Origin of the sequence: Pontibacter mucosus (assembly GCF_003054055.1) — a bacterium.
GTDB lineage: Bacteria > Bacteroidota > Bacteroidia > Cytophagales > Hymenobacteraceae > Pontibacter > Pontibacter mucosus.
Window position 1 is genome coordinate 37,013 of record NZ_QBKI01000009.1, and the last position, 18,647, is coordinate 55,659.

Annotated in this window: 16 protein-coding genes; 8 read left to right on the forward strand and 8 right to left on the reverse strand. The window is 52.8% G+C overall.

The genetic code is table 11. The annotated features are described in order from the left end of the window. Positions 1-71: 71 nt before the first annotated feature. Complete coding sequence (gene dapA / locus C8N40_RS16665; protein WP_108212946.1) at positions 72-941, forward strand: 4-hydroxy-tetrahydrodipicolinate synthase; 870 nt, start codon at positions 72-74, stop codon at positions 939-941. A 249-nt stretch (positions 942-1,190) separates the two neighbouring features. On the opposite strand, the gene C8N40_RS16670 is transcribed toward dapA, so the two are convergent. After that, complete coding sequence (locus C8N40_RS16670; RefSeq protein ID WP_108212947.1) at positions 1,191-2,024, reverse strand: hypothetical protein; 834 nt, start codon at positions 2,022-2,024, stop codon at positions 1,191-1,193. A gap of 478 nt (positions 2,025-2,502) precedes the next feature. Beyond that, the gene (locus C8N40_RS16675; RefSeq protein ID WP_108212948.1) at positions 2,503-3,273 is read right to left on the reverse strand and encodes a creatininase family protein; all 771 of its coding nucleotides are present in this window, start codon (positions 3,271-3,273) and stop codon (positions 2,503-2,505) included. Positions 3,274-3,424: 151 nt separating this feature from the next. Between C8N40_RS16675 and C8N40_RS16680 the strand changes: the two genes are divergently transcribed. The 4 genes from C8N40_RS16680 to C8N40_RS16695 all read left to right on the forward strand — a co-directional run bounded on the left by C8N40_RS16680 (position 3,425) and on the right by C8N40_RS16695 (position 6,157). Then, complete coding sequence (locus tag C8N40_RS16680) at positions 3,425-3,832, forward strand: hypothetical protein (protein WP_146173585.1); 408 nt, start codon at positions 3,425-3,427, stop codon at positions 3,830-3,832. Positions 3,833-3,919: 87 nt separating this feature from the next. After that, positions 3,920-4,951, forward strand: a complete 1,032-nt coding sequence (locus C8N40_RS16685) for a COX15/CtaA family protein (protein WP_108212950.1) — start codon at positions 3,920-3,922, stop codon at positions 4,949-4,951. 119 nt (positions 4,952-5,070) lie between these two features. Then, the gene (locus C8N40_RS16690) at positions 5,071-5,547 is read left to right on the forward strand and encodes a DinB family protein (RefSeq protein ID WP_108212951.1); all 477 of its coding nucleotides are present in this window, start codon (positions 5,071-5,073) and stop codon (positions 5,545-5,547) included. A gap of 358 nt (positions 5,548-5,905) precedes the next feature. Then, positions 5,906-6,157 carry a hypothetical protein gene (locus tag C8N40_RS16695; protein ID WP_108212952.1) on the forward strand — a complete coding sequence of 84 codons (252 nt, stop codon included), beginning with the start codon at positions 5,906-5,908 and terminating at the stop codon, positions 6,155-6,157. A gap of 1,273 nt (positions 6,158-7,430) precedes the next feature. Here the strand turns inward: C8N40_RS16695 and mscL are convergent. The 5 genes from mscL to C8N40_RS16725 form a co-directional block, all read right to left on the reverse strand. After that, positions 7,431-7,865: a large conductance mechanosensitive channel protein MscL gene (gene mscL, locus C8N40_RS16705; RefSeq protein ID WP_108212954.1), complete on the reverse strand. Its 435-nt coding sequence runs from the start codon at positions 7,863-7,865 to the stop codon at positions 7,431-7,433. Between the two features lie 644 nt (positions 7,866-8,509). Then, the gene (locus C8N40_RS16710) at positions 8,510-8,941 is read right to left on the reverse strand and encodes a hypothetical protein (protein WP_108212955.1); all 432 of its coding nucleotides are present in this window, start codon (positions 8,939-8,941) and stop codon (positions 8,510-8,512) included. Between the two features lie 305 nt (positions 8,942-9,246). Continuing rightward, complete coding sequence (locus tag C8N40_RS22745) at positions 9,247-9,411, reverse strand: hypothetical protein (RefSeq protein WP_170114132.1); 165 nt, start codon at positions 9,409-9,411, stop codon at positions 9,247-9,249. Between the two features lie 47 nt (positions 9,412-9,458). Continuing rightward, positions 9,459-13,463: a DUF7149 domain-containing protein gene (locus C8N40_RS16715; RefSeq protein WP_108212956.1), complete on the reverse strand. Its 4,005-nt coding sequence runs from the start codon at positions 13,461-13,463 to the stop codon at positions 9,459-9,461. Positions 13,464-14,300: 837 nt separating this feature from the next. Next, complete coding sequence (locus C8N40_RS16725; protein WP_108212958.1) at positions 14,301-14,498, reverse strand: hypothetical protein; 198 nt, start codon at positions 14,496-14,498, stop codon at positions 14,301-14,303. A gap of 1,429 nt (positions 14,499-15,927) precedes the next feature. Here C8N40_RS16725 and C8N40_RS16730 point away from each other — a divergent pair. Then, the gene (locus tag C8N40_RS16730; RefSeq protein WP_108212959.1) at positions 15,928-16,428 is read left to right on the forward strand and encodes a metallophosphoesterase family protein; all 501 of its coding nucleotides are present in this window, start codon (positions 15,928-15,930) and stop codon (positions 16,426-16,428) included. A gap of 110 nt (positions 16,429-16,538) precedes the next feature. Here C8N40_RS16730 and C8N40_RS16735 read toward each other — a convergent pair whose 3' ends face one another. Continuing rightward, entirely contained in the window at positions 16,539-16,727 is a 189-nt protein-coding gene (locus tag C8N40_RS16735; protein WP_108212960.1) for a hypothetical protein, read from the reverse strand. Between the two features lie 77 nt (positions 16,728-16,804). Between C8N40_RS16735 and C8N40_RS16740 the strand changes: the two genes are divergently transcribed. Together C8N40_RS16740 and C8N40_RS16745 are read left to right on the forward strand one after the other, a co-directional pair. After that, the gene (locus tag C8N40_RS16740) at positions 16,805-17,851 is read left to right on the forward strand and encodes a threonine aldolase family protein (RefSeq protein WP_108212961.1); all 1,047 of its coding nucleotides are present in this window, start codon (positions 16,805-16,807) and stop codon (positions 17,849-17,851) included. 113 nt (positions 17,852-17,964) lie between these two features. Further along, entirely contained in the window at positions 17,965-18,588 is a 624-nt protein-coding gene (locus tag C8N40_RS16745; protein WP_108212962.1) for a DNA-3-methyladenine glycosylase family protein, read from the forward strand. Positions 18,589-18,647: the final 59 nt, after the last annotated feature.

Consider the following 18,647-nt stretch of genomic DNA (forward strand, 5'->3'; position numbering starts at 1 on the left):
TCTTTAGATACCTGACACGATATTTGCAGATGCGGCTACATAATCAGAACTTCGCGTTATAAAGGCATTCTATGATTCAGGATAAATTAAGAGGAACAGGTGTGGCGCTGGTTACGCCTTTTACTAAAGAACAGGAAGTAGACTACGATGCCCTGCACAAGCTGCTGGATTTCGTGCTGAATGGCGGCGTAGATTACCTGGTGATCAACGGCACCACGGCGGAGTCGGTAACAACGACAGATGAGGAGCGAACTACCATCCTGCAGAAGATTAAAGCACACGTAAACGGGCGGGTGCCGCTGGTATACGGCATTGGTGGTAACAACACGCAGCAGGTTATCGCTACCATCAAGCAAACCGATTTAGAAGGCATCACAGCCATACTTTCCGTTAGTCCATACTATAACAAACCTTCGCAGCAGGGCATTTACCAGCATTTTGTGCAGGTGGCCGATGCCGCACCGGTGCCGGTTATACTTTACAACGTGCCGGGCCGCACCGGCAGCAATATGGCAGGTGAGACAACGGTAAAGCTGGCCTCGCATGATAACATTGTGGCTATAAAGGAGGCATCGGGCAACCTGGAGCAGTGCATGTATATTGCCAAACACAAGCCGGAGGATTTCCTGCTCATCAGCGGCGACGACCTGCTGACTGTGCCAATGACGAGCTTTGGCGCGGTGGGAGTTATTTCTGTACTGGCAAACGCCTTCCCGGGCAAGTTCAGCAACATGGTTCGCCAGGCTCTGGACGGCAACTACAAAGAGGCTTCCGAGCTGCTGCTTAACTTTGTGGACATCAACCCGCTGATGTATGAGGAGAGCAACCCGGTTGGCGTTAAGGCCGTGCTGGAGCGTTTCGGAGTTTGCACCTCGCAGGTAAGACTGCCTCTTGTTGAGGCCTCTGCCGGACTAAAGGACAGGTTATTTAAATTGCTCTAACCCGCATTTAAAGTATAGAAAGTATAAAGGCAGCCAAAGTTGGCTGCCTTTATACTTTCTATACTTCTGAGTTCATTTCTTTTTTGGTTTGGTTGAATCGTGCTTTCCCTCCGTTCTAACCAAAGCCAGTTCCATACTTGGGGGCTGACAAATTCTTATTCATTGAAAACCCCAAACACCCTCGCTCGCCACCAAGATCCTTACAGCATGACAAAAAGGTGGAATGCGTGAAAGTAGGGAAGCATATTCCTATTCCGGGCAGTTATAAGTATAGCTTCTCTTCTCCACGCGGCCACCGGCATAGGTTATCTCGGCAGATTCCGGGAAGCCATTCTTGTTGGTCTTGTAGGTAGCATTGTAGGCTACATTTACTGCAACGGTATCGTTGGCTACGGCATTAAACTCAGTGATAGCGTTCAGGCTCGGGTAATTAATGCCTGGCCTGCGGTGCAGGTACACCGGCACGGCTGATAGTGGTGTGAAGATGCTGTCATTCTCTACAATCTTTGCCGTGTAGAGCGTGGCGCGGTTACTTCCTCTTACTGTCACTGTAACCGTACTATCCCGCACGTAAGCCTGCGTTATGCCCCCGTTATCCTGCTCAGTGTTGTTCAGGTACAGGTAGTCCGTAGCAGAGGTCAGGCGGCCGAGGTTGTCGTAGGACGCCTTGAACGAGGCCAGGCGATGTATCACGTCCAGGCCGGGCACCCGCTGCAGCACCACGTACCGCGACAGCCGCCCCTGCGGATTATAGCTGTAGTCGGTGTAGGAAACCTCCTCCCCTTCCGGTGTGAGCAGGCGTTCCATCGCCAGTTTTCCGCCAGACGTATACGTATAGGTCCGCACCTCTGTCAGTACCTCCCCGTTCAGGTGATCCGTTTGGACAACCTGGTTCAGCTCGTTGTAAGTATAGCGGATGGTAGAGGTCGTGTCGCCGGCTTCATTGGAGATGGTTTGCTCCTGCAGGTAACACAGGCGCTGCGGCCCCGCATTCGGTCTTGTGATGGGGGTTGGCTCGTCGTCGGTGGCGCAGGCTCCCAGCAGCAACAGTCCCAGCAAGGGGGCAAGCAGTCTTTTCTTCATACGTGTCATCCTAATAATATACGAAGATACGGTTTCAGGCGCTTTTATACTATGCGACACTCCAACGAATCTTTGTTCTGCTGAAAGTATAAACCGGTAAGTATGCTTTGAAGACTGAAGGCCTCAATTTCAGCAGTAACATCGCCTGCATATACTTTAAAGTACATTCATGTTTATGGCGCAGGACTAAGTTATACCAGAGAGTGTCCCCTTGAGGACAAGTGAGACGAGAGTCAAAACTTGCGACCATGGGACTATAGGGGTGTAAAAGCCAGTGACAAAAGTCTGCCCTTAGTGCAAACACCCCTCCTATACTTTCGGATTTGCAATCCGAAAGTATAGGAACCGCGGATTTGTAATCCGCAGCGGCTATAGCAATCACCACAAAGGCGGATTACAAATCCGCTTCTAAAAAAGCTCCGGATTGCAAATCCGGAGCAGCAGAAATGACGCGTACACGCCCGTCCCACGGCAATACCTATACCTCGTCCGTGTAGCGGTCTTTGATGTCTACGTTGGCAATCTCGGTGAGTAGCCCGGCAATGTTCTGGGCGGCGGCTTCTAAAAAGGCTTTGCCTTTCTCGGCGGTAGCTGCTTTGGGGTTGCCTACGCCGGTATCCTCCGTTACCATCGACCAGATTCGCTCCGACCAGGCCCAGCCCTCGCGTATGCCCTTAATGCGCGACTTACGCTCCGTGCCCTCTCCGGCTTCCTCCAGCGGCAGTACCAAATCAGGGCGCAGGTGCAGCAGCAGGCTGGTTTCCATCTCATCGGCATGGTCCCCGGGAACGTCGAAAAACTTTTTACGGTCGGCAGCCTGTATCCAGAAGCAGCTTACCAGGAACATTTCGGGGTAACGCAGGCCCAGTTCACGCAGCATCGGCTTGAAATCGTTGCCGCCGTGGCTGTTGAGCACCAGCATCTTCTTAATGCCCTGCCGGTTCAGCACGGCCACAATATCGTCCAGTATGGCCAGCTGGGTGCTGGGGTTCAGGTTGATGTCCAGTTTAATGTCGGCCTGGCCGGTGTTCACGCCAAAAGGTATAGCGGGAAGCACCATCACCTTAGTGCCGTTCTCCCAGGCTATTTTGGCGGAGGCAGCGGCAATGGCTTCGGCCTCTATCACATCGGTGGCGTAGGGCAGGTGGTAATTATGGGCCTCGGTGGCTCCCCATGGCAACACAGCCAGGTCCACCTGCTGATCTTTCAGGGCCTTCCAGTTTGTTTCGGCAAGAATGTATGGTCTCATGATACGTTTTTATACTTTGGTTAACACCGCCCGCACGGGCATAAGGTACTAAGATAAGAAAAACATACAGGGGGCGCTTTATATTGTGTTGCTAATTTTACTAATTTACGTCCGCAGAAAAAGGTACAGAAAAACACAAGCCCTATCGCACATGATCTTACATCATAACGGACTGATAAAGCTTGAGTATAGCCCTGCAACAGACATTTTGCAGGTAAATTACCCCGATTTGTACAGCTACCAGCTGACGGAGGTGCGCCACTGCCTCTCCATCATGGTGGAAACCATCCGAAATTACGACGTGAAACGGCTGCTGCTCGATGCCAGCGTTACCAGCATCCACATCACAGACGAGGAAAACAGCGAGCTAAACCTGAACCTGGCCCGGGAGCTCTCCAAAACACGCCTGCAAAAGGTGGCCCGCATTCACCCGCTCAGCCCGGTACGCGAAAGTATAGCCCAGAAAAACATCGAGAAGATTTTCCTGTCAGGCATGGTGCCCTACGAGCTCAGAACGTTCAGCCATCGCACGGAGGCGCTGGCCTGGCTCCTGAACTAAACTCCCCGCAACGGCAGACCTGAAAATTTGAAAGAAATGACGAATGTCAGTTCTTCGTGATTATTTTATCCGGACTTTTGCGGGGTTATGCAGGCATCTACCCCCAACAAAGCGATAATATACTGGCTCCTGAGCGGGGCCCTTCTGATACTGGCCATGGTGGTGATTGGCGGCATTACGCGCCTTACCGGGTCGGGCCTCTCGATTGTGGAGTGGAACCTGATTGGGGGCACGCTGCCGCCCCTGTCCCACGAAGCCTGGCAGGTTGCTTTTGAGAAGTATAAGCAGTTTCCGGAGTACCAGAAGCTGAACAAAGGCATGTCGCTGGAGGGGTTTAAAGCGATCTTTTTCTGGGAATACCTGCACCGCCTGCTGGGCCGCCTGCTAGGGGTGGTGTTTATCGTACCTTTCCTGTACTTCCTGTTCTCCAAAAAGCTGACAAGCTGGCTGTTCCGGAGGCTGCTGTTTATACTTGCCCTGGGCATGGCACAGGGGCTGATGGGCTGGCTGATGGTAAAAAGCGGCCTGGTAGATAACCCGCACGTGAGCCACTTCCGGCTGGCGGCGCACCTGGCGCTGGCGCTGGCGCTTATTGGTCTCATCCTCTGGACCGTAGCTGACCTGGTCACTATCCGCAGGCAGGGAACACGCAGGAGCAGCTTGTACCGCCCGGCCTTGCTGGTGCTAGGGCTTATCCTCGTGCAAATAATCCTGGGGGCTTTTGTGGCTGGTCTGAAGGCAGGTTTTTCTTATAACACGTACCCGCTCATGGAGGGCGAGTTCTTCCCGGCGCACCTGCACGGCCACCTGGGCAGCCTGCTGCAGGTGCTGGAAAATGGTGTGGCGATGCAGTTTGCTCACCGCTGGACCGCTATCCTGGTGCTGCTGGCAGTGGGCTGGTTCTGGTACCGCGCACGCCATACGGTGCTATTGCCGGGTGCCCATACCCTTTTATCGGTGCTGCTGCTGGTATGCCTGCTACAGGTGGCGTTGGGCATTGTTACGCTGGTGACGGCGGTGCCGGTTAGCCTGGGCGTGCTGCACCAGGTAGTGGCTGTGGTGCTCTTCTCGGCGGCCCTGCTCCTGCTGCACCAGCTGCGCCACAGCGTATCACGCTAGGGCTTTCACTATCAATTTTTACTTTCTACAAGCAGTTCGTCTTCCCGGCTCACGTTTTACAACAGCCTCACAACCAGCCGCCCCGGCAGGAAGTATGTATAGTTTATACTTCCCTGGCTATGACACAGAACGAACAATTACGGCAGCACCTGGTAAAGCTCCTTCGCGGCGGGCAGGCCTATCGACCAATCAACGAGTTGCTGGAGGGCCTCACGCTGCAGGAGGCTGGAAAGAAAGTACACGAATTGCCTTACACCATTTGGCAGCAACTGGAGCACCTGCGCTTTACTCAGCACGACATTCTGGACTTCAGCCGCAACCCCAGCTACCAGGAACCCACCTGGCCCGACGACTACTGGCCCGCACAGGAGGCACCCGACAGCGAGGAACAGCTCCAGCAAAGTATAAAAGCCATTACCCAGGATCTGGAGGAGATGATACAGCTGGTGCAGGACACCAGTAACGACCTGTTCGAGCCCTTTGCGCACGGCCAGGGGCAAACGCTGCTGCGCGAAGCCATGCTGGTAGCCGAGCACAACGCCTACCACCTGGGCCAGATAACGCTGCTGCGCAAGCTGCAGGGCACTCTGAAGTAAGGCAGGCAGGTGTAAAGTTTTAGATGAAGGCGTTTTTCAGGCACCGATTGGTAAGGTTACATTCCTCTCCTCGTAGCCGGGCTACTGGCTGCGCTCTGGTCAGATAACTTTAATAATTTAGGAGGCTGCCATGGTAAGTATCTTTCGGATTGCGGATCCGGAAGATCGGAGGGGTTTTTACCGGATGCTTCTTGTGGCAGGTAAATCACATTATTGGCACCCGTTTTTGCATATTCCCCGCAAGCCGGTACCTGGCAAGTATACCTTTTATGCCGCAACTCTCGTAAAACAAAGTATAAGTTACAGCGGGCGGGCAGCCTGGATTGTACTTATACATGTTTAATTAAAGAAACCAACTATGAAAAAGATAATGCTGGCAGGTGTAGTAGCCATGGCATCTATGAGCCTGGTAGCCTGCGATAGAACCGATAGAACAACCAACATGGAGGCTAAGGATGATAACAAAGTGGTGGTAGACCGCGACTCCGTGGCAACAGAGTATGAAGTAACCGAGACCGTGGTAGAGTATGACACCACCACCAGAAAGAAAACGGTGGATGCTGATGCCGAACGCGACATCGACAGAGACCGGGACAGAGACAGAGATTAGTAAGGTCTAAGTAACTATACTCCAACCAAAAGCGCCTGCTCATTTTCTGAGCAGGCGCTTTTGCTTGGGGGCTATACTTTTCAGTTGATTACCGGCTTAAAATTCTTTCTCTATAGCACTGGATGAAAGCGCTGTAGTGCCGGGTCCAAGCATCCCTGGCCCGAAAATTAACCCCTCCCCAACCCTCCCCCTAAAAACAGGGGAGGGAGTTCTGCTACCCCTATTGTCATCTCGAGCAGGGCGAGAGCTCTATCGGGAATTCTAGTTATATCTCTCACGAGGGTCGAGATGACAGCAAGGGCGGAAGTTCCTTGTCTCCGGCAAGCAAGTCCCAGCAGTACCGGGTCCAACCACCCCTGGCCCCTCCTTAGCCAAGGAGGGGAGCCTGTAGTAGCTTTGGCTAAAGTATAAGTTTTATTGTTGCTGCAATAGCGCGGACAGGTCGCGACCTGTCCCTACAGTGTATAAATCCAGCACACCATTACACCCCTATTGAGCTTTGCTCGCAAGTTTCAAACTCGCGTTCTCACTTGTCCTCAAGGGGACAGTCTATACTTTCTACTTTTCTGTCATCTCGAACGAAGTGAGAGATCTATCAGGAATTCTGTTTAGATCTCTCCCAAAGGTCGAGATGACAGCAGGGGCAGCGGCTCTCACACTTACTCCCTTCTATTGTCTCTATAGGCGATTAACATCCCCCTACCCCCTTCAAAGGGGGACTTTGGCTGAAGCTCCGTCAGCAGCGGCTATCGACCTTATCCCAGCCTTTGGGTTGAGCGCCTTGTAGATTTCTGGTGCCGCCTTAGCGGCATTGCGACCGAAGGGTAGCAAAAGAAATGTACACAGCGCGATGCCCTTATCGAGGGCCCCTACCCCCAAGGCGAGGCCTCCCGGCCTTGAGGGAGCCAAAGCCAGAGATGCAACAGTAGCTGATGTAAGTCTGGAGGATGACCAGAAGCTAGAAAGGATAGCCTGCTTCAAGTGGAAGGAAGCAGGGGCTATGGGAAGTATGGCTAAAGTATAAAGGATGGCCTACGCGGACTCGGAAGTCCGCAGCAGAGTGGTTCCGGACAAGGATGTCCGGAACAGCAGAAAGTATAAACTGTAGTATAAAAGTATAGCAGCCGTATAAAGTATGGCTTTTCAAGCCAGTCGGATTGCAAAGCCAACTCCCTTCCTCCTGAAAACCCTGATCCGGACAAGTATAAACCTGGTAAACCCAAAAGCGCCTGCTCAGACAAAGAGCAGGCGCTTTTGGGTGGTTGTACTTGCCTTACTTCGAGGCGATATGGTGGAGCGAGTCGCGGATTTCGGTGAGCAGCACTTCCTCCTTGGTAGGGGCTGGCGGCACAGACGGAGCCGCTGCTTTCTGGCGCTTCAGGCTGTTAATGCCCTTCACGATGAGGAAGATGATGAAGGCCAGGATAAGGAAATTGAGGAGCACCGTGATAAAGTTACCGTAGGCAAACACGGCTCCTATCTTGCGGGCCTCCTCCAGGGCAAGCCCGGTAGGCACCTCGCTGGAGAGGGGCACATAGAGGTTGGAGAAGTCCATGTTGCCGACTGCCTTGCCCACTACCGGCATTACCAGGTCGTTTACAACGGAGTTTACAATGCCCGTGAAGGCACCGCCGATGATGATACCGATGGCCAGGTCCATCACGTTGCCGCGCATGGCAAACTCCTTAAATTCTTTCATCATTCCCATAAAGGTCGCTTTTTGTTGTGATTGATAAAACCGGGTGCAAACTGCTAAAAGCCTGGCTGCAAGGGCTTATACGCAATTTTTATATAGCAATATACTGTTTTTTGCTCATTTGCAAGCACCTCTGGCCCTTTTTTAAGCCTCCTGCCCACACAAAAGGAAAGCGGGATTTTTGCCGCAGCGGTACAAGGCGCAGCGCCAAACTATTACACTTTTCTTATATGCGCGTAGAATAAAAAAGGGATTAAATGACGAAAATCATTTTATAAAACTGTGAAAAAATAAAATTTTGTCTTCCAGTTAATAAACCCTGAACCGATTGATATGAAGCGAAAGGCTGTTGCATAGGTACTAGGGCTGGAGATGTGCCCTACAGAAGCTAAAGAAATGTTCCGTAATGCGTATATCTATCTGCTCCAGAGCGATACGCAAAGTCTTATGCAGACACTCGACTACAGAGAGACCCTGTACACAACCGACAGGACAACGGAAAAATACCTGATATTTAAATTTATACTGGAGTTGCTGCTCCACCAAAACCCCAGGCAGCTAGTGAGGCTATGCCCGACGCACCAGTATAGCCTTAGCTGCAGCAGGCACACCACATCTGCTGCCTCGCCACTAACTAACTAGCTTGTTGGGGTGCCCTAGGCTGCCAGCAGCCAGTTAAGGGCGTCGTTTTTGTGCGCGAAGTCGCGGAGCTCGCAGGGCAGGTGCAGCTGGGCCGCGAACTCGGGTGTGCTGCGGCCGCCCAGGGGCTGGAAAAGCTCGGGGGCCAGCACGCTGGCAATGCGCGTTAGCCTGCTCTGGCGCAGTATTTTCTCGGTGCGGTTGGCTATCCAAACCTGGTCCTCCAGGCAGGGCACTATCATGCGGCTGTAGTCGGCAAGCACAAGCTCGGCGTTGTTGTCCAGGATAAACTGGCAGACATACAGGCTGTATTGCCGGAGCGTGTCGCAGGGCACTACGCCGCGCCACTCGGTGCACACCAGTTTATCATCGACATAGTATCGCAGCGAAAAATGCTGCTCCTGGAGAGCGGTTTGGTATTGGCGATCACTGAGTACGGTGGCTGGCATAGTCGTTCATTTAAGTATATTTACGCAACAAGCGCACCAATGATGTATTAATTCAATATTAATTGTGACTTTTTTAGTTAATTTACACTAATTCCCGGATTTTTTACGTGAACGTCCAATTTAGAGGACTGAAAGATGGGGTTTTGAGGTGGAAAAGGCACAGCGGCTGCCTGCGGGCGCCCTGTTTCAGGTCAATTTTTCACGATTTCACACCTCTTATACTTATATAAATTCTTTATTAAGTATAGTAAAATTGTGTTTATACCTTGCATCGGACTTATATACGTAGTGCAGGGCATTTATACTTAGAAATTTTTAGCTTGCGGTTCTCCCTCCCCTGCCGGTTTCGGTGGCGATGTATGGAAGCGGGCCAGCGGCTGCCGCGCCAGCAGGTAGCGGGAATGAACGCCCGCGCCATTGGGTTTCGGGCCGGTTGGGCGTGCAGAAACAGGAAGTATAACGTATAACATTTCTGGTTTTAGCGCTCCCGGATGCTGAACCCGGAAGCGCCGGGACATCATTTTTCCTGGTTCTGGAAGGTTGGGGCAAGCGCATAGGCCTCGCGGGGAAGGCTGAAGCCGGGGTCTACCAGCAGCACTTCCTCGTAGGTGAGGTTGTAGAGGCGGTACACCAGCACATCCACCTCCGCCTCCAGCCCCGACGTATCGGCAGCGGCATCGGCTTGTTTTATACTTAAAATCTGCTCCACCAGCTGTGTTATACTTGCTCTCGTTTCCTCGTCAGGCGTGGCGATGGGGAGTTGAACCATATATTGTCGCTTCCATCTTAAAAACCCGCCTCTGATTTGGGAGCTTATACTTTCGAAATAAAAAAGTAGCAGTCTTGAGTTCAGAAGAGAGAGCAAGTATAAATCATCGTTGCCAAGTATATATGCAGTTGTATCAAAATACCCCCCAATGGAATCTAAAGTGAAGTGATTAATTTGAGCAATCTCAGCAAATGCAATCTTGGGAACTTCAAATTCATTATAGTATACGCAGGACCTTAACTCCCACCAATAATTACCTTTGTCCGCTCTTTTTTTAGCTTTCTCAGCAAAAGGAGCCAGATATGCAGCCACGGAAGTATAATTCTCCTGCAGCCACAGCCATGCCATCTCCTCATTTATACTTCCAGCCTTTTCTTTTGTAAATCCTGCCGGGAAAAGTATAAGATGTTTATCCGACTTCGGCGGCTGGTACCGCTTCACATCGCGGCCAGCCAGAAAAGGTTTGATGATTTCGGCACTGCGCGGGTCTTCCAGTATGAGCCGGTCTTTGGTGGCTTCATCAATCACAAAAGCCTCGTTTAAGCCTGTGAGAACACCACGGTAGATTTTGCCCTCCACGTACTCGCCCAGCGGCGTGCCGGTGTTTTTAAGTTTCTGTAGCAGTTGCTGTGCGGTGCTGTCGGAGAGTGTCCAGCCGGAGCCGGGCAGCAGGTCGGCCTGCACGGCATACTTGTGCTGCTGCACGTAGCTTTCCAGCCCCTGCTCATACTTCAGCGTGTTTATACTTACCGCCTCAAACGTATAACCTGCTACTGGTTTATACTTTGCCACGGCCAGAATAAGCGGGTAGGTGGTGGCTTCCTCAAACACTGGCAAATCGCCGAAGTCCAGCAGCTGCTCCAGTTTATACTTTTGCAGCCAGGCCCGCAGCGCCTGCCCGTAGCCGGCGCGCATCCACTTGTTGGGAAGTATGTAGCTGAACTGGCCGCCCTCGCGCAGCAGCTCTATGCCGCGCTCCACAAAGTATACATACAGGTCGGCGGTGCCGGCGTAGGTGCTGAAAGCTTTCTGCAAGTATACTTTAAAGCTGCCCAGCTCCTCCTGGCGTATGTAGGGCGGGTTGCCCAGCACCACATCGAAGCCGTTATACTTGCCTTCCTCGTCCAGCACCTCCGGAAACTCGAAGCGCCACTCAAAGGCCCCCTCGTATACTTTGTTTTCCTCGATGGCCTGGCGCTCGTCTTCCAGCTTTTGCAGTTGCTTCTGCTTTTGCTGCAGCAGTTTCTTGTCTACTTTGGAGGCCCCGAACAGGTCGGGGTTCTGCATCACCTGTATCTGCCCGCGCAGCTCGGCCATTTTGCGGCGCAGCGGGTCGTTGTTGGCCAGGGTGGTTTTAAAGCCCTGCTTTATCTCCTCCAGGAAAGCCTCCAGCTGTTTTTTGTCTTGCTTGGAGTTGGTGTGCTTATACTTTAACACGGCCTCGCGGTAGGCCTGCAAACTATGGCCCTTGCGCCCGAACGCCTCTTTCAAATCGGCCGAGAGCGGGTAGCGGCTCAGCAGCGAGTTGCCCTGCTTTATGTTGATGTCGATGTTGGGCAGCGTCTGGAGTTGGGTGAATTTGTCAGCATCAGGATTTTCAGAATTAGAGGATACCCAGGATGCCGTAGGTGAAGGATTTTCAGATTTTGAAGAATCGTTTTGCGAAGAAATCCTGCCCGTCTTTGAATCCTGTAAATCCTGATGCTGATAATAGGCGTTCTTGAGCAGCTCTATCCAGAGGCGCAGGCGGCAAATCTTTACCGAATTGGGGTTGATGTCCACTCCGAACAGGCAGTTCTCGATGATGGTTTGCTTCTCGTGGAAGAGGGCCTCCTGCAGCTCCTGCACCTGCGGGTTTATACTCCGGCGGCCGTCGGGGTGCTCGGTTACGGTATAGCTGAACGGCTCGCCGTAGTGGTCGGTCACAATCAGCTCGTCGTTCTGCACCTCTATGCTTCCGTAGTGCAGCGGCCTGCCCTGGCGGTTGGTTAAAATCCGGAGCTCATGCTTTATCACAATCAGCTCGTTCAGGGCGCTCACCAGGTAATGCCCCGAGCCCACGGCCGGGTCGCAGATGCGCAGGCTGTTCAGCAACTGGTTATACTCCTTTATACTTTCCAAAGTATAGTTCTGGTGGATGCGGAGCTGCAGGGATTCGAAGCCGTGTCCGGACGAGCTGGTGTCGATGTTCCAGCCATACCTTTCGGAGAAGCGCTGCACAACCGCCCGCCGGATGGCCTCGCGGCTCATGTACATGGTAATAAAGCCGGGCGTATAGAAGGAGCCGTCGCGGTAGCCGTTTATCTTCTCAAAAATGAGCCCCAGCACCGAGGCCGTTATCAGTGTTTTGTTTTCCTCCTGTATCTCCTCCCTGCCCTCGGCCCCGAAGTCGTAGCTGCCCAAAAAGCGCAGCAGGTACTCCAGCGTGTGCAGCTCGGGGTGTTTGCCTACAAAATCCTTGCCCTGGGTGCGGCGAAAAACCGTTTGCGGGTAGAGCGGCAGCAGGCTGCGGTCTTTGAGGTTGGAGATGCGCAGCGTGCGTTTCTCCAGCGCCGTGGTCTCGAAGAGCGAGGAGTTGAGGTACGGGATGTGGCTATACTTTTGCTTGACGGTGGCGCTGCGTTTTTCGGGCCGCTCGGCCAGCACATCAAAAAACAGCTCGTTCAGGTCGTCGAACTCGCGCAGGTTGGCCGGGCTCATAAAGCCATACTTCTTGTCGCCGTGGTGGTAGCCGATGAGCTGCGCCTCCAGCAGTTTGAGGAACAGGATGCGGTTTACCCAGGTGATGCACAGCTCCAGGGCCACGTTAAAGAGCTGCTCCTCGCGGGTGCTGCCGTAGCTGTTGGGTTTGTCGAGGCCCGAGATCAGGTCTTCGGAGCGCAGTTTCTGGTAAGCCGCCTCCAGCAGCGAGCCGGGGTTGGGTTTGGCTTTCCGCCGGATGAGTTTGCGGCCTCCCTCCTTCACTTCCTCCAGCCCGATGATGTGCAGCAGCTCCAGGTAAAAGTCGCGGTCCAGGGAGTTGGCATCGTTGGCGAAGGGCTCTTTGAGCAGGTGCGCCGGCGAGAGCAACTTGTAGAGGGCCACCAGCTTCACATCGTCTTTGGGGTCTTTGTTGCGCAGCGGCTTTTCGTAGTCCTTCAGGTTAAAGTAAGTATAACTTATACTTTCGGAGAGCTTCTCCAGGTAGGGCGCGGCAATCTCCTTGTAGAAAAAATCGGTGCTGCCGCTGGCCTTGCGCCCGGCGGCCCAGTCGGTAAAGTCCTTCTTCAGCTGGGCATTTCTAAAAAACAGGCGGTCGAACTCCAGGGCATCAAACACAAACCACTCGTGCACGCTGGTTACGATGAGGTGGCGCAGGTCGTGGTTGTGGTGCTGCAGGCGCTCGCGCAGGTAGTAGAGCAGCAGCTCGTGGGTGGCTTTGTAGTTGAGGTTGCCGGTGGTGGGCATGTCGGCCTTGTTGGTGGGCCGCTTTACCTCCAGCAGCACCCCGGCGTTGCTCTTGGTGGTGTTGCCGGTATGGATCACCAGGTCAGTTTTGCCTTTGGTGTTCACCCCATACTTATCATAAAAGGTCAACCGCAGAAAGTCGCGCAGGTGGTTTTTGGCGTGCTCTTCGGTTTCGTGCAGGTTGATGCTGTCCAGCAGCCCTGTGAGCGCCAGTTTAAATCGTTCGATCTCAGTTCGGCTTGTTTTCAGTCGCAGGTAAGCCTTGTTCAGCGCCTGTTTCGGGCGGAGGGTGTTGTGCTGCAGCATGGGTCGGGGTTGCCTTTGTTTTCTACAGCAAGATAGGGAAAGTTTGGAAGTTAGAAAGTTGGGAAGCTGGGAAGTTTGGGAGTTAGAGAGTTGGGGAGTTGAGGAGTTGAGGAGTTGGGGAGTTGAGGAGTTGAGGAGTTGGGGAGACGCAATACGTTGCGTTTTAGGGGGCCGCTGCTCTTCCGGATTTGCAATCCGGAAGTATGGTAGCCGCGGATTTGTAACCCGCAAGTGCAGTAGCAGCGGCTAATAGCAAGTATGCGTATGACACATCCCGGTGTTGTTCCGGGCACCAGATCCCACAAGCCGCCTCCCGGAAAAACTGGGTATCATTTCGATAGCCATGGCCTTCGCTATGCAACAAGTATGAACTGTCCCCTTGAGGATAAGCGAGAACGCGAGTTCGAGGCTTGCGAGCTGCGCTCAAAGGGGTGTAATCGGCTGCTGAGTTTAACCTGTGTAGGGACAGGTCGCGACCTGTCCGCGCAAGGACAGCAACGACGAAGCTTATACTTTTGCCAAAGTAATCACAGATTCCCCGCCTTAGACTACCGAGAACGCGAGTTCGAAGGTAGCGAGCGCAGCTCTTAGGGGTGGGTTTATACTTTGCCCGGGGCAGGTCGTGCCCTGTCTGCGCGAGGAAAATGGCTATGAAATTTATACTTCAACCAAAGTCCCCTCCTTGTCTTTATTGAAGGCCCTTACCCTCAGAAAGGGATGAAGGATAGCTGGCCCCGACAAAAACGACGGCGCTTACACTACTGACAAAAAAAGAAGCGACAACGGCTATTTGTCGCTTCACTGCTAAACGCTCAAAAATACCAGCTACAACCGGGTTTACATCGCGTTTATCTCGTCAATCAGTCGGTCTTTGGCTTCGCGCCTTACTTCGTTTTCCAGGCTCAGCGTGTCGATCCGTGCTTTCGTAGAGTCGAAATCAATTCCGGTGTGATTTTTAAACTCTTCTTTCGCAATATCCTTGGCCACATCGGTCAGTCTTCCCTGGGCTTGCTCGCAGGATGTAAAAAATGCCAATCCGGTAACTGCTAAAAGTAATTTCTTCATGCTTTGGGTATGGTACAGGGTGAGGGGTAGTTAATCCGTTGTTATAACTCCGGAGGTGCTGTTTATAGTGTGTCGTCAAAGCAAAACCAGTTTTCTTCCCACATGTTTTCAGTATCTGAAAAAAACTCCCAAACATGTAAAGTTTGTACTGTTATACTTCAGCCGCAGCTTTTATACCAGTCTGAATCAGGTTTTCAGGATGAAGGGATAAGCGGATTTTATACTTTAATGATACATTATATTTTCCCTCTACGGCTGTTAAAAGCTGCTGCAGGCTTCCCAGTCCGCATAAGTTATAGGTTATACTTGCCGGTTTATACCCTCGTAGCCACGGCCTCTCGCTGTTCCGGACATCTTTATTTGGAACTAATGCTGCTGCGGACTTCAGAGTCGGCGTAGGCTATACTTTATACTTCAGTTTATACTTGATAATTGTCTGGCGCAAGTCTTCAGAATTGTATCCTATTATGGTGTCAAGTTTGTAACTTGACTGGCTTGAAAAGCCATACTTCTAATCTTGCTCCAGCTATACTTTTATACTTGCTGGTTATACTTTCCTAGCCACGGCTTCCCGCAACCTGAACCAAGCTATCTTTTCTAGCTATCGTTCCTCCTCCAGACTTACAAAAGCTAACGTTGCACCTCTAGCCTTGGAGCTCTCAAGCCCGAGAGGGCTCGCCTTCGGGCATCGCGCTGCTTTCGCTTCCTGCCCTCGTGCCTCGGGCTGCCTCGCTGTCGCTCGTCACCGGAACCTCTCGAGGCGCTCAACCCAAAGGCTGGGAATCATTCGATAGCCGCTGCTATTACTACTGTCCCCTTGAGGGGACCATAGGGGTGTTAATCGCCCGTAGAGACAATAGAAGGGAGTAAGTGTGAGTGCCGCTGCCCCTGCTGTCATCTCGACCTTCGGGAAAGTTCTGTTTAGAATCCCCGATAGATCTCTCACAGCTACGCTGGCTCTCTTCGGCTCCCGCCTCGAGAGTACTCGAGATGACAGGAGAAGGTGGCAAGTATAATTCCCTTCCTCTGAGGGCAAGGGGTGGGTTTATACGCTGTAGGGACAGGTCGCGACCTGTCCGTGCAAGGACGCTGGCAACGAAGCTTATACTTCAGAAACAGTAAAAACAGGCTCCCCTCCTTGGCTAAGGAGGGGCCAGGGGTGGTTGGGCCCGGGACTGCAGAACTCCCTCCCCTGTTCTTAGGGGAGGGCTGGGGTGGGGTTAACTTTCGGGCCAGGGGTGGTTAGATCCGACAAAGCAAAACTCTCTTCCCGCTCAACTCACCGCCACTATCCCAAGAAAACAGGTAACTTGCAGTACCAAAGAAAGGTAAAACAACCTAACAGCAAAGACACAAAATACTGCACCGCTACAACTTTCTAACTCTCTAACTTTAGAACATGCTTAAAATCGGCCTCCTCTCCGACACCCACTCCTACCTCGACGACCAGATCATGCGCCTGCTCTCCGACCGCGACGAAATCTGGCATGCCGGTGATTTTGGAAGTATGGAAGTATCGGACAGGCTGCAGGAACTGGCGCCGCTGCGGGGCGTGTACGGCAATATCGACGATGCTGCTATCCGGCTGGTGCACCCCAAGGTAAACCGGTTTATGGCAGAAGGGCTGGACGTAATGATGACGCATATTGGCGGCTACCCCGGCAAGTACCACCCCGACGTGCGCCAGAGTATAAAACTAAACCCGCCGCAGCTCTACATCACCGGGCACTCGCACATCCTCAAAATCATGACAGACAAGAGCCTGAACAACCTGCTGCACATAAACCCGGGCGCGGCGGGCAGGCACGGCTTCCATAATATCCGGACGATGGTGAAGTTAAGTATAAACGAGGGCAAGGTGCAGGACCTGCAGGTGCTGGAACTGGGCAAGCGGGCATAAAAAAAGTGTGTCTGCGCAGGCAAACACACTTGATGTCTTGTTTAGTAAGCCGCCGCCATTCGCTAAACAGCAGCGGCAGCAGATGGGCTTACTTTCGCGAAAATAAGGGACTACTCGGCAGCGGTTTCTTCAGCAGCAGGCTTGCTCTTTTTAGGAGCCTCACCGAATTGCTCTTTCAGCGCGTCTACGTCTACGTTTTTGATAACAGGCGTCAGCAGCAGTTGCTTGATCTTAGCTACCTTGTTGTTAGCTCTTGCCTTATTCTTGCGATCTTTTCTTTTTAGTCTAGTAACTCCCATCGTTGCAATGTTTTTATTTGAGGGGCAAAAGTAAGTTATTATTTTTACAAAATAAAATTTTTTCAGAAAGCATATTCATGAGCCAAAAGATAGATCTCCGCTCCGACACCGTAACCAGGCCAACCCCGGCCATGCTGCAGGCCATGTTTGCCGCCCCTGTTGGCGACGATGTATACGGCGAGGACCCGACCGTGAACGCCCTGGAGGAGAAAGCCGCTGCGATGTTTGGCATGGAGGCTGGCCTCTTCTGCCCTTCCGGCACCATGACCAACCAGATTGCCATCAAAGTGCACACCGCCCCGCTCACCGAGGTAATCTGCGACATCACGGCGCACATCCACCAGTACGAGGGCGGGGGCATCGCCTTTAACTCAGGAGCCTCCACAGCCCTGGTGCATGGCGAGCGTGGCAAAATGACGCCGCAGCAGGTAGAGGCCAATATCCGCCCACTCGACAACATCCACTTCCCCGAGACAAGGCTGGTGGCCCTGGAGAACAGCTGCAACAAAGGCGGCGGCTCGTTTTATTCTTTGGCGGAGATTGCTGCTATATCTGAAGTATGCAAGCGCCATAACCTGGCCCTGCACCTGGACGGCGCCCGCGTCTTCAACGCCCTCGCTGCCTCCGGCGACGCGGCCCAGGACTACGGCTTATACTTCGACAGCATTTCGGTTTGCCTCTCCAAGGGACTTGGTGCCCCGGTAGGCTCCGTGCTGCTCGGCTCCCGCGACTTTATTAAACGAGCCCGAAGGGTGCGCAAGGTGTTTGGCGGAGGTATGCGCCAGGCCGGTTATCTGGCGGCAGCCTGCATCTATGCGCTGGACAACCACATCGAGCGCCTGCACGAAGATCACCGCAGGGCCAAGGAACTGGAGCAGGTGCTACTGCAGAGCAACTACGTGGAGAGCGTGATGCCCGTGGAAACCAACATCGTAATCTTTAAGCTGAACGACCGTATGCAGGATGCTGCCTTTGTGCAGGCCCTGGCCAAGCAAAACATACTTGCCTCCAGCTTCGGCCCGCAGATGATCCGCTTTGTGACGCACCTGGATATCACCGAGGAAATGCACCAGCACTTGCTGCAAGCACTGCAGGCGCTGAACCAGGAAAAGGTGGTCGTATAGACGCCCCCATTATAATTTAGCGACTGTCACTTTAAGGGAACAGTCGCTTTAACAAATATGTCTTTTGACGATTCCTCTTTTTTCTTTTGTCAAGCAGTCTTTTGTCCTAAAAAATGAACTCCTCCCACCCCTCTCCTGAAATACTGGCTGCTTTTGCCGCTGATCCGATTATTTGTGAGATCATCCGGAGCGGCCGGCCCCTGCCCTCCTCCCGCTCCGAGGATGTATACTTTAAACTGCTCAGCTCTATTGTGTCGCAGCAGCTGAGCACAAAGGTGGCGGCGGTTATTTTCAGGCGTTTTCAGGAGCTGTTTCCGGAGGAGTACCCGCACCCGGAGCTGGTGCTGGCGGCAACCGACGAGATGCTGCGCAGTGCCGGACTGTCGTTTCAGAAGATTGGCTACATACGCAATGTGGCCGTTTTTGCAGCAGCGGGAAACCTGGAGCACGCCACCATCGACGCCATGGAAGACGAGGAACTGATCCTGCACCTGACGCAGATAAAAGGCGTCGGCCGCTGGACCGTGGAAATGCTGCTGATGTTTGCCCTCGAGCGCCCTGATGTTTTTCCGGTGGATGATTTGGGAATACAGAATGCCATGAAACGCCACTATGGACTTGATGCCTCCGGCAAGGTCCTGCGCCTGCAGATGCAGCAGATAGCCGAAAACTGGCGCCCCTACCGCACCATCGCCAGCAAATACCTCTGGCAGTCGCTGGACAACATGCCGAAGTAGCCAGAAAGTATAAATTAGCTGTTCTTTTACCTCAGTCTGACAGGTGCATTTAACACTTT

What these genes read in the sequence shown, in the direction of transcription:
- dapA (WP_108212946.1), top strand. Translation starts at nt 72, where the DNA reads ATGATTCAGGATAAATTAAGAGGAACAGGTGTGGCGCTGGTTACGCCT.
- C8N40_RS16670 (WP_108212947.1), bottom strand. Translation starts at nt 2,024, where the DNA reads ATGAAGAAAAGACTGCTTGCCCCCTTGCTGGGACTGTTGCTGCTGGGA.
- C8N40_RS16675 (WP_108212948.1), bottom strand. Translation starts at nt 3,273, where the DNA reads ATGAGACCATACATTCTTGCCGAAACAAACTGGAAGGCCCTGAAAGAT.
- C8N40_RS16680 (WP_146173585.1), top strand. Translation starts at nt 3,425, where the DNA reads ATGATCTTACATCATAACGGACTGATAAAGCTTGAGTATAGCCCTGCA.
- C8N40_RS16685 (WP_108212950.1), top strand. Translation starts at nt 3,920, where the DNA reads ATGCAGGCATCTACCCCCAACAAAGCGATAATATACTGGCTCCTGAGC.
- C8N40_RS16690 (WP_108212951.1), top strand. Translation starts at nt 5,071, where the DNA reads ATGACACAGAACGAACAATTACGGCAGCACCTGGTAAAGCTCCTTCGC.
- C8N40_RS16695 (WP_108212952.1), top strand. Translation starts at nt 5,906, where the DNA reads ATGAAAAAGATAATGCTGGCAGGTGTAGTAGCCATGGCATCTATGAGC.
- mscL (WP_108212954.1), bottom strand. Translation starts at nt 7,865, where the DNA reads ATGGGAATGATGAAAGAATTTAAGGAGTTTGCCATGCGCGGCAACGTG.
- C8N40_RS16710 (WP_108212955.1), bottom strand. Translation starts at nt 8,941, where the DNA reads ATGCCAGCCACCGTACTCAGTGATCGCCAATACCAAACCGCTCTCCAG.
- C8N40_RS22745 (WP_170114132.1), bottom strand. Translation starts at nt 9,411, where the DNA reads ATGTTATACGTTATACTTCCTGTTTCTGCACGCCCAACCGGCCCGAAA.
- C8N40_RS16715 (WP_108212956.1), bottom strand. Translation starts at nt 13,463, where the DNA reads ATGCTGCAGCACAACACCCTCCGCCCGAAACAGGCGCTGAACAAGGCT.
- C8N40_RS16730 (WP_108212959.1), top strand. Translation starts at nt 15,928, where the DNA reads ATGCTTAAAATCGGCCTCCTCTCCGACACCCACTCCTACCTCGACGAC.
- C8N40_RS16735 (WP_108212960.1), bottom strand. Translation starts at nt 16,727, where the DNA reads ATGGGAGTTACTAGACTAAAAAGAAAAGATCGCAAGAATAAGGCAAGA.
- C8N40_RS16740 (WP_108212961.1), top strand. Translation starts at nt 16,805, where the DNA reads ATGAGCCAAAAGATAGATCTCCGCTCCGACACCGTAACCAGGCCAACC.
- C8N40_RS16745 (WP_108212962.1), top strand. Translation starts at nt 17,965, where the DNA reads ATGAACTCCTCCCACCCCTCTCCTGAAATACTGGCTGCTTTTGCCGCT.